A 2967-nucleotide genomic window follows, 5' to 3' on the forward strand; every position below is an offset into this window, starting at 1 on the left:
CCGCCTCCTCCGCCACGGGCCCCGCCATCGCCCTTGCGCTTTTCGGCGTGCACCGACTGCACGGTGCCGCACTGGGGGCAACGCGCGAGCAGGGCGCGGGCGTGGCCCGTGGCGGAGGAGGCGGGCGCAGGGTTCTGGGCTTGCGCGGCGCCGGCGGCAAGAAGCAGGGCGCCCAGGGCGGCGGCGTGAACGGATTTCATTCGGAAGACTCGGCAAAAAATTGTGTTGCCGAGCTTGCCGCCGCGCCACGGCTGAGTCAAGCCGGGCTCACAGGTTGGGTGCAAGCAATCGTTTCAGCAGCGCCTCGTCGGCCTGGCGCCGGCGGGCCAGGTCCTGCACCTGGTCCTCGCCGATGCGGCCGACGTTGAAATACTTGCTCTCGGGGTGCGAGAAGTAGAAGCCGCTCACGCTGGCCGCCGGCGTCATGGCCAGGCTCTCGGTGAGCCCCATGCCCACGTCCTGCGCCTGCAGCAGCTCGAACAGCTCGCGCTTGACGCTGTGGTCCGGGCAGGCGGGATAGCCGGGCGCGGGGCGTATGCCCTGGTACTTCTCCGCCACCAGGGCCTCGATGTCCAGCGCCTCCTGCGGCGCATAGCCCCACAGGTCCTTGCGCACGCGCTCGTGCAGCGCCTCGGCGAAGGCTTCGGCCAGCCGGTCGGCCAGGGCCTTGAGCATGATGGACGAATAGTCGTCGAGGTCGTCCATGAAGTACTTCTCCTTGGCCTCCACGCCGATGCCCGCGGTGACCGCGAAGGCGCCGATGTAGTCCGGCGCCACGCCGCGCGGCGCGATGAAGTCCGCCAGGCAGCGGCTGGGCCGCATGCGGCCTTCGATGGCCTGCTTCTCGGCCTGCTGGCGCAGCCCGAACCAGGTCATGGCGACCTCGCTGCGCGACTCGTCGGTGTAGAGCTCGATGTCGTCGTCGTTGACGGTGTTGGCCGGCCAGAAGCCCATCACCGCATTGGCGGTGAGCCAGCGCCCCTCGATGAGCCGCTTGAGCATGCGCTGCCCATCGCCGAACACGCGCACCGCCTCGGTGCCCACCACCTCGTCGCGCAGGATGGCCGGGAAGGGCCCGGCCAGGTCCCAGGTCTGGAAGAAGGGCCCCCAGTCGATGTATTTCGCGAGCTCCGACAAGTCGAAGTTCTTGAACAGGCGGCGGCCGATGAACTTGGGCTTGGGCGGGGTGTAGCCGCTCCAGTGGATTTCCGTCTTGTTCTCGCGCGCCCGGGCCAGCGGCCAGATCGGCACCTGCTTGCGGTTGGCGTGCTGCAGGCGCACCTTGTCGTAGTCGGCGTTGACCTGGGCGATGTAGCTCGCCGCCTGCTCGGAGAGCAGGCCCTGCGCCACGCTCACGCTGCGCGAGGCGTCGGGCACGTAGACCACCGGGCCCTCGTAGTGCGGCGCGATCTTGACGGCGGTGTGCACCCGGCTGGTGGTGGCGCCGCCGATCAGCAGCGGGATCTTGCGCAGGCGGAAGTGCTCGTCCTTCTGCATCTCGCTGGCGACGTACTGCATCTCCTCCAGCGAGGGCGTGATCAGGCCCGACAGGCCGACGATGTCCGCGCCCTCGACCTTGGCCCGCGCCAGGATCTCGTGGCAGGGCACCATCACGCCCATGTTCACCACCTCGAAGTTGTTGCACTGCAGGACCACGGTCACGATGTTCTTGCCGATGTCGTGCACGTCGCCCTTGACGGTGGCGATGACGATCTTGCCCTTCGCCTTGGCCTCGCCGCCGGCCTCGACCAGCGCCTTCTTCTCTTCCTCGATGTAGGGAATGAGGTGGGCCACAGCCTGCTTCATCACGCGCGCCGACTTCACCACCTGGGGCAGGAACATCTTGCCCTGGCCGAACAGGTCGCCGACCACGTTCATGCCGTCCATCAGCGGGCCTTCGATCACGTGCAGGGGGCGGCCGCCGCCCGCCAGCACCTCGTCCAGCACCTGCTGGGTGTCCTCGACGATGAAGTCGGTGATGCCGTGCACCAGCGCGTGCGACAGGCGCTGCGCCACCGGCAGCTTGCGCCACTCGTTGCGCTTGCTGTCGTCGCGGGCCGCGCCCTTGGCGCTTTCGGCGATCTCCACCAGCCGCTCGCCCGCGTCGGGGCGGCGGTTCAGCACCACGTCCTCGACCCGCTCGCGCAGCAGCGGCTCGACCTCGTCGTACACGCCCACCATGCCGGCGTTGACGATGCCCATGTCCATGCCCGCCTTGATCGCGTGGTAGAGGAACACGGTATGGATGGCCTCGCGCACCGGGTCGTTGCCGCGGAAGCTGAAGCTCACGTTGGAAACGCCGCCCGACACCTTCGCGCCGGGCAGGTTCTGCTTGATCCAGCGCGTCGCCTCGATGAAGTCGACGGCGTAGTTGTCGTGCTCCTCGATGCCGGTGGCGATGGCGAAGATGTTGGGGTCGAAGATGATGTCTTCGGGCGGGAAGTCCAGCCGGTCCACCAGCAGCCGGTAGGCGCGCTCGCAGATCTCGGTCTTGCGCTGGTAGCTGTCGGCCTGGCCCTTCTCGTCGAAGGCCATCACCACCGCGGCGGCCCCGTAGCGCTTGACCAGCCGGGCCTGGTGCAGGAAGGGCTCCTCGCCCTCCTTGAGCGAGATCGAGTTGACGATGGCCTTGCCCTGGATGCAGCGCAGCCCGGCCTCGATCACCTCCCACTTGGAGCTGTCCACCATGATGGGCACGCGCGCGATGTCCGGCTCGCTGGCGATCAGGTTCAGGAAGCGCACCATGGAGGCCTTGCTGTCCAGCATGGCCTCGTCCATGTTGATGTCGATGACCTGGGCGCCGTTCTCCACCTGCTGCCGGGCCACCGACAGCGCCTCCTCGAACTGCCCCGCCAGCACCAGGCGGGCGAAGGCCTTGGAGCCGGTGACGTTGGTGCGCTCACCGATGTTGGTGAACAGGCTGCCGGGCCCGATCGCCACCGGCTCTAGGCCGGCCAGCAGCATGGG

1 protein-coding gene and 1 pseudogene are annotated in these 2967 nt (G+C 68.3%); both read right to left on the minus strand.

All coding sequences use genetic code 11. From position 1 onward, the window contains the following. Positions 1 to 200, minus strand: a pseudogene (locus tag IM725_RS20560) (hypothetical protein); the annotation flags it as partial. A 67-nt stretch (positions 201 to 267) separates the two neighbouring features. Beyond that, on the minus strand, positions 268 to 2967 hold a 2700-nt coding region (gene metH / locus IM725_RS19785), incomplete at its 5' end, for a methionine synthase (RefSeq protein ID WP_227753982.1).

The organism is Ramlibacter aquaticus, assembly GCF_015159745.1.
GTDB classification, from domain to species: Bacteria; Pseudomonadota; Gammaproteobacteria; order Burkholderiales; family Burkholderiaceae_C; genus Ramlibacter; species Ramlibacter aquaticus.